Consider the following 6,957-nt stretch of genomic DNA (forward strand, 5'->3'; position numbering starts at 1 on the left):
TGCGGGAACACCGTGTGCATCAAATCCTCCTCGGTGGTCTCGAGGTTCATGGCGACGACGTAGCCCTGGATCAGCTCGGTCACCTCGGCGCCGACCATGTGGGCGCCGAGCAACTGCCCGGTGTTGGCGTCGAACACCGTCTTGACCAGCCCGTCGGGTTCGCCGAGCGCGATCGCCTTGCCGTTGCCGGCGAACGGGAAGCGGCCGACCTTGACCGAAAACCCCTGCTCCCGCGCCTTCGCCTCGGTCAGGCCGACGCTGGCGATCTGCGGCTGGCAGTAGGTGCAGCCGGGGATCTTGGCCTTGTCCATCGGGTGGGTGGGCAGGCCCTTGATCGTCTCGATGCAGAGCACCCCCTCGTGCTCGGCCTTGTGGGCGAGCATCGGCGGGCCGGCGACATCCCCGATGGCGTAGAGGCCCGGCACGTTGGTGCGCCCGAGCCCGTCGGTGACGACGATGCCGCGCTCGATCTTCACCCCGAGCTTCTCCAGCCCGATGCCCTCGATGTTGCCGACCACGCCCACCGCCGAGATCAGCTTGTCCGCCGTGATGGTTTGCGATTTTCCGTCGGCGCCCTCGATCGTCGCGGTGACGGAGTCAGGCCCCTTCTCGACCTTCGTCACCTTGGCGCCGGTCAGGATCGTGATGCCCTGCTTCTCGAAGCGCTTGCGGGCGATGGCCGCGATCTCCGGGTCCTCGATGGGGAGGATCTGCGGCAGCAGCTCCACCACCGTCACCGCGGCGCCCATGGTCGCGTAGAACGAGGCGAACTCGATGCCGATCGCCCCCGAGCCCATCACCAGCAGGCTTTTCGGCATGGTCTCGGGCACCATCGCCTCGTAGTAGGTCCAGATCAGTCTCTTGTCCGGCTCGATGCCGGGGATCGCGCGGGGGCGCGCACCGGTCGCGACGATGATGTGTTTTGCGGAATACGTGCCGGCGGCGAGCGCCCCCTTCGGCGCGGGGGCGCGGGTGGTCTCCTTGACCGTCACCTGCCCGGCTTGGTTGCCCTTCGCGACGCTGTCGATCGCGGCCTCGCCCCAGATCACGTCGACCTTGTTCTTCTTCAGCAGGTGGCCGACGCCGCCGTTGAGCTTGGCCGAGACCCCGCGCGAGCGCTTGACGACCGCCGCGGTGTCGAACCCGACCTTGTCCGCCGACAGCCCGTAATCGGCGGCGTGCTGCATGTAGTGGTAGATCTCCGCCGTGCGCAGCAGGGCCTTGGTCGGGATGCAGCCCCAGTTCAGGCAGATGCCGCCCAGGTGCTCCCGGTCCACCACCGCCGTCTTGAACCCGAGCTGCGCCGCGCGGATCGCGGTGACGTAGCCGCCGGGGCCGGCGCCGATGATGAGAACGTCGTAGCTGTCGGCCATGCGGGTGTGGTCTCGTTTCTTGTCGCGGGCGTCGTCTTCTGCGGCGAGCGTAGACGAGGAATGGGAGGGCGCCAACGCGGCGGTTGCGCGCCTTGGTTGCGTCGTCCGGTCCGTCATCCGGTCCGTCATCCGGGGCCGCGCCCCTCCCCCCTCTGCGGGGGAGGGTGGCCCTCGGCTCACGCGAGGGTCGGGAGAGGGGAGCGACGCTTCCTGATACGGCGCTCCCCTCTCCCGACTTAGCTCGCGGGCCCCCCTCTCCCGCAGAGGGGAGAGGGGATTTCCGGCCGACGTGCGGTCCTACCCGGACGCCCGCGCGGTCCGCCACAGGCGCCAGAGCCGGCGCCAGCGCGGGGTCTCGACGGTGGTGTTGAGCGGGTCGTAGGCCGGCCGCTCCATCGCGGCCAGATACCCCTCGACGACAGCGAGCGGCAGGAAGGCGGGGCGCGCGGCGGGCACGATCGGGCCGCGGGCCTCGCCGAAGGCGGTCAGGTGCCGGCGGGCGGCGGCGCGCAGGTCCGCGCAGGCCCGGCGCAGGCCCGGGCCGCCGCGGCCGGTCACGATGTCCTCGCGGGTCACGCCGTAACTGCGAAAAATCTCGGCCGGAATGTAGATCTGGCCGGCGCGCGCGTGCCAGGGCAGCGCCCGCAGCAGGCCGGTGATGCCGTAGGCGACGCCGGCGTGTCCGGCCGCCGCCGCGCCGCCCGGCTCGGCGCCGTCGCACAGGATCAGGCTCGCGAGCCGGAACAGCGCCGAGGCGGTCTCGCCGCAGTAGCCCTCCAGGTCGTTCAGCCGGGGCATCGGGTCGTCGTAGAGGTCGAACACGCGCGCGTCGATCAGGTCGACGAAGGGCTGGCGCACGAGGCGGCGGGCGGTGATCGCGTCGAGCACCGCGGCGGCGACGGGGTTGGCCCGCACGTCGCCCCGCGCCTCGCCCTGGAGCGCGTCGCGCCACCATTGCAGGCGGATCTCGCCGGCCATCGGGTTCGAGGCCGCCTCGCGCACCCGCGCGACCGTCAGGCTGAAGGCGTAGAGGGCGAACAGGTGCGGGCGGAAGGCGGCCGGGGCGAACAGCGTCGCGAGGTAGCGGTCCGGGTCGCCCGCGCGGACCAGCTCCTCGCAGTGCCGGAACGCGAAGGCGAGGCCGGTCTCCGCCGTCGCAGCCGCGTTCACGCGACCGCGATCAGGGCGGCGGCCACCTTGCGGTTCTCCGCCACCAGGATGTTGTAGGTGCGCGCCGCCGCGCCCGTCTGCATCACGTCGAGGCCGATGCGGTTGTCCTTGAGCCATGCCCTGAGATCGGGCGGCAGCGGCCGGATGTCGAGCCCGGTGCCGACGAGCAGCAATTCGATGCCCGCGGCCTCGGCCTGCACCGGGCGCAGGGCCGTGCGGTCGATCGCGGCGGCCTCCGCGACGGCCCACGCGCGCACGCCGGAGGGCAGCGCCAGGATCGAGCCGCGGTGCGACATGTCGCCGAAGCGGAATCCGCCGTCGCCGTAGGCGTCGATCAGGTGCCGGCCGGGCAGGAAGCCGTCAAGCTCCGCCATGCTACTCCGCCGCCTGCGGCACGCGCCCGCGGGCGACCTGGGCTTTGGCGCCCGACAGCATCAGCCCGAGGTAGATCAGCGCCGGCGTCGAGACGAAGATCGCCGAGTAGGTGCAGACCACCACGCCGCACAGCATCACCACGGCGAACCCCCGGATCGCCTCGCCGCCGAACAGCACCAGCGCCAGCAGCGACAGGAAGGCCGAGACCGAGGTCATCACGGTGCGCGACATCGTGGAGTTGATCGACAGGTTGAGGAGCTCGACCGTGGGAATGGTCTTGTAGCGGCGCATCAGCTCGCGGGTGCGGTCGAACACCACCACGGTCTCGTTCAGCGAGTAGCCGACGATGGTGAGGATCGCGGCAATCGACGTCATGTTGAACTCGATCCGGGTGATGATGAACACGCCCATGGTCAGCACGATGTCGTGCAGGGTGCCGACGATGGCCCCGAGCGCCAGCTCCCGCTCGAACCGGAACCACAGGTAGAGCAGCACGGCCACGACCGAGAGCACGACGCCGAGGGTGCCCGACTGCACCAGCTCGCCCGAGACGCGGGGCCCCACCGTCTCCGTGCGTCGAAAATCGTAGTCGGCGTCGAAGGCCGCGTGCGCCCGGTTCATCACCGCGGTCTGGCCCTGCTCGCCGGGCTGGAGCGGCAGGCGCACGAGGACGGTGCCCTGGTTGCCGAGCTCCTGCACCTCGGGCTCGCCGAAGCCGAAGCCGGTCGCGGTGTGGCGGATCGCGCCGACATCGGCCGTGCCCGACTTCGCCTGGAGCTCGACCAGCGTGCCGCCCTTGAAGTCGATGCCGTAGTTCAGCCCGACCGTGAGGAACAGCAGCACGGTGGCGAGCGACAGCACCGCCGAGAGCGGGAAGCTGAGGCGCCGGAAGCGCATGAAGTCGACGTGCGACTCGTCAGGCCAGAGGCGGAGCAGGCGCATGGGTTTCGTCTCGTTGCCGGGAAGCGGTCACGTCTCCCCAAGAGCGAAGGATGTCAGAACGGCAGGGCTTTCGGCCGGAAGGCGTTGTACCACACCGCGATCATCATCCGGGTCAGGGTCACCGCCGTGATGACGGTGGTGAGGATGCCGAGGATGAACACCACCGCGAAGCCCTTCACCGGGCCGGAGCCGAGGAAGAACAGGATGAGCGCCGCGATCGCCATGGTCGAGTTCGAGTCGATGATGGTGGCGAACGCCCGGTCGAAGCCGGCCTGGAGCGCCGAGACGAGGGAGCGCCCGGCGCGGTGCTCCTCGCGCATGCGCTCGTAGATCAGCACGTTGGAATCGACCGCGGTGCCGATGGTGAGCACGATCCCGGCGATGCCCGGCAGCGTCATCGTCGCCTCCAGCACCGACATCAGCCCGAGGATCAGCCCGACGTGGACCGCGAGCGCGATGTTGGCGATGAAGCCGAAGGTGCCGTAGGTCGCGAACATGAAGGCGACGACGAGGCCGGCGGCCACCAGCGTCGCGAGCTTGCCGGCCTGGATCGAGTCGCGGCCGAGCCCAGGCCCGACGACGCGGCGCTCGACCACGGTGAACTTCGCCGGCAGCGCGCCGGCCCGCAGCAGGATCGACAGGTCGTTGGCCTGCTGCACCGAGAAGTTACCAGTGATCTGACCCGACCCGCCGGTGATGGCGGAGCGGATCACGGGGGCCGAGACCACCTCGTTGTCGAGCACGATCGCCATGCGGCGTCCGACGTTCTCCGAGGTCGCCTGCCCGAAGCGCTGGGCGCCCTTCAGGTTGAACTTGAAGCTCACCATCGGCTCGTGGCTCTGCTGGTCGAAGGCCGGCTGCGCGTCGGTGAGGTCGCCGCCGTCGGCCATGACGCGGCGCTCGATCGGCACCTTGGCGCCCTTCTCGTCGCGGGACGGCAGCAGGTCGACGTCGCCGCCCGCGTTGTCGGAGGTCATCCGGAATTCGAGCTTGGCGGTCGAGCCGAGGAGCTTCTCCAGCCGCTCCGGGTTCTGCTCGCCCGGCACCTGGATCAGGATGCGGTCGGCCCCCTGCTGCTGGATCGAGGGCTCGGTGGTGCCGGTGGAATCGAGGCGGCGGCGGATGACCTCGATGCCCTGCGTCACGGCGCGGCGCGTGCGCTCGGTGATGCCGGACTCGGTGAGCGCGAGGCGGATCAGCCCGTCCGGCTGCTCGGTGACCTCGAGGGAGCGGCCGCCCGACTGGTCGACCAGCGCGTTGGAGACCGGCTGCGACAGGTCCCGGAGCTTGGGCAGCACCTTCGCCCGCGCCGCCGCGTCCGCGACGCGCACCTGCACGCCGCGCTGGAGGAGGCCGATGCCGCCGTCGGCCCGCACCGCCTCCTGCTGCAAGACGCGGCGCACGTCGTCGCGCAAGGCCCTAGCCTGCGAGGCGACGAGCTCGTTCTGATCGACTTCGAGCAGCAGTTGCGAGCCGCCCTGGAGGTCGAGACCGAGGACGATGGCGCGCGTCGGCACGATCCAGGCCGGGAACCAGCCCGGCAGCGCAGCCATGAAGCCTTTCCGCTGCTCGGGCGCGAAGAAGCTTGGCACGGCCAAGCTCAGGCCGAGCAGGATGGCGGCCAGCGTCGCGACGATCTTGGAACGGGAAAAGCGCAACATCCGCCGACTCTGTTCCTCGCTGGGATGACGCGCCCGTGTCTCGGACCGCCGGTGTGGCGGCTCAGGCGGCCTTGACCGGACCGCCCTTGACGCGGACCTCGGAGATCATGGTGCGCACCACCTTCACCCGGACGTTGGGGGCGATCTCGACCTCGATCTCGGCCGCCTCGTCCATCACCTTGACGACGCGGCCGACGAGGCCGCCGTTGGTGACGATGGTGTCGTCGCGGCGCACGTTCTTCACCAGCGCCTGATGATCCTTGACCCGCCTCTGCTGCGGTCGCAGGATCAGGAAGTACATGATGACGAAGATGAGGACGAACGGAACCACCTGCAAGGCGATTTCGGCTCCGCCGGCAACCGAGCCGGCCCCTTGCGCGAAGGCGGGGGTGATCAAGCGCGTCTCCTCATGTGGGAAGGGCCCGGGCGCGCCTTGCTCAGGGCGTCGCCGGGCCTGTCCGAAAGCGCGCGGACTATAGCCACGGGCGACCCGAACGCAACGGCGGTGCTCCGGGCATGGTCCCCCGCTCGAATGGGCTTGCCGGGCGGCCTGTCCTGAACAGTGCGCGGCCGAGCGGATTCTCGGATTGAATCATGAATTCACTCAGGTGAATATTCTACTTTCAACAAATTTGATGTCAAAAATATATGTCGCTCCATTATAAAACGTGCTGTGTTGATAAACATCTGTCTATTGAGTCAGTGATTAAGGGCTGACATCCGGCATCATGACTGTCCATCACCTGCAACGTGCACGCGAGGCTTGGCTTCATCTCGCGTACCGGGCAAATACCGGATTGAAGCCATTCACTTACCGCGAGCTTTCCGAGCACGTCGGTTGCCATCCGCGCTCGGCGCGATGGTACCTGGGTGTGATCCAGAGGCATTGTGCCGAGCACAACCTGCCGGCGCTGCAGGCGCTTGCCGTCTACAAGGCCACCGGCCTGCCTGGTTCCGGGTACCTTGGGTCGCGACGGACCCCGGAAGCGCACGCAGCCGAGCTTGCCCGCGTCTACACCGTGATCTGGCCGACGGACGCGCCATTCTGAGGTCAGGCGGCCCGGAGCAGCAGCAGGATCGCGGCCACCGCCATCACCAGCAGGGTGACGATCATCCCGCCGCCGCGACAGGCGAACTGGCGGGGCAGTTGACGGGTGCGAACAAGCCGACCGGGTGCAGCAGGCGCGCGACGAGCAGCACCGTCAGCAGCGTCACGACCAGCCCGTGGCCGCCGCCGCCCGCAGGGCGATCACGCCCAGCGTCAGCGGCACGTACTCCGAGAAATTGCCGTGCGCGCGGATGCGCTTCTGCAACGCGTCCTGGCCGCCGTCGCCCTGGAGGACGTTGCGGGTCACGCGCCCAGCGATCACCCAGGCCGACCGCCCTGCGTAGATCAGGGCGAACAGGGCGGCAAAGAGCGCCGTCGTGGCGGGAAA

General features: G+C 69.4%; 7 protein-coding genes and 1 pseudogene. 1 reads left to right on the forward strand and 7 read right to left on the reverse strand.

Annotated elements, in window-relative coordinates; genetic code table 11:
• From lpdA to yajC, 6 genes are all read right to left on the reverse strand, one after another.
• A partial coding sequence (gene lpdA, locus ACFE8Y_RS19915; RefSeq protein ID WP_375466108.1) for a dihydrolipoyl dehydrogenase occupies window positions 1-1,373 on the reverse strand: 1,373 nt, incomplete at its 3' end.
• 297 nt (window positions 1,374-1,670) lie between these two features.
• A complete protein-coding gene (locus ACFE8Y_RS19920) occupies window positions 1,671-2,543 on the reverse strand; it encodes a phytoene/squalene synthase family protein (RefSeq protein ID WP_375466109.1) in 873 nt (290 codons plus the stop codon).
• Entirely contained in the window at window positions 2,540-2,917 is a 378-nt protein-coding gene (locus ACFE8Y_RS19925; protein WP_375466110.1) for an Mth938-like domain-containing protein, read from the reverse strand. The genes ACFE8Y_RS19920 and ACFE8Y_RS19925 overlap by 4 nt, the downstream gene beginning before the upstream one ends.
• 1 nt (window position 2,918) lies before the next feature.
• Window positions 2,919-3,860 (reverse strand): protein translocase subunit SecF, encoded by a 942-nt coding sequence (secF, locus tag ACFE8Y_RS19930; protein ID WP_375466111.1) that lies wholly within the window; start codon window positions 3,858-3,860, stop codon window positions 2,919-2,921.
• A gap of 53 nt (window positions 3,861-3,913) precedes the next feature.
• Complete coding sequence (gene secD, locus ACFE8Y_RS19935) at window positions 3,914-5,521, reverse strand: protein translocase subunit SecD (protein ID WP_375466112.1); 1,608 nt, start codon at window positions 5,519-5,521, stop codon at window positions 3,914-3,916.
• 61 nt (window positions 5,522-5,582) lie between these two features.
• Window positions 5,583-5,918 carry a preprotein translocase subunit YajC gene (yajC, locus tag ACFE8Y_RS19940; protein WP_375466113.1) on the reverse strand — a complete coding sequence of 112 codons (336 nt, stop codon included), beginning with the start codon at window positions 5,916-5,918 and terminating at the stop codon, window positions 5,583-5,585.
• A gap of 331 nt (window positions 5,919-6,249) precedes the next feature.
• Here yajC and ACFE8Y_RS19945 point away from each other — a divergent pair, with 331 nt between their 5' ends.
• Window positions 6,250-6,570, forward strand: coding sequence for a hypothetical protein (locus ACFE8Y_RS19945; protein ID WP_375466114.1), 321 nt, complete (start codon window positions 6,250-6,252; stop codon window positions 6,568-6,570).
• 2 nt (window positions 6,571-6,572) lie between these two features.
• On the opposite strand, the pseudogene ACFE8Y_RS19950 reads toward ACFE8Y_RS19945, so the two are convergent.
• Window positions 6,573-6,957 (reverse strand): annotated as a pseudogene (locus ACFE8Y_RS19950) (MAPEG family protein); the annotation flags it as partial.

The organism is uncultured Methylobacterium sp. (genome assembly GCF_964242245.1).
Classification (GTDB): domain Bacteria; phylum Pseudomonadota; class Alphaproteobacteria; order Rhizobiales; family Beijerinckiaceae; genus Methylobacterium.

What these genes read in the sequence shown, in the direction of transcription:
- secD (WP_375466112.1), bottom strand. Translation starts at nt 5,521, where the DNA reads ATGTTGCGCTTTTCCCGTTCCAAGATCGTCGCGACGCTGGCCGCCATC.
- ACFE8Y_RS19945 (WP_375466114.1), top strand. Translation starts at nt 6,250, where the DNA reads ATGACTGTCCATCACCTGCAACGTGCACGCGAGGCTTGGCTTCATCTC.
- ACFE8Y_RS19925 (WP_375466110.1), bottom strand. Translation starts at nt 2,917, where the DNA reads ATGGCGGAGCTTGACGGCTTCCTGCCCGGCCGGCACCTGATCGACGCC.
- secF (WP_375466111.1), bottom strand. Translation starts at nt 3,860, where the DNA reads ATGCGCCTGCTCCGCCTCTGGCCTGACGAGTCGCACGTCGACTTCATG.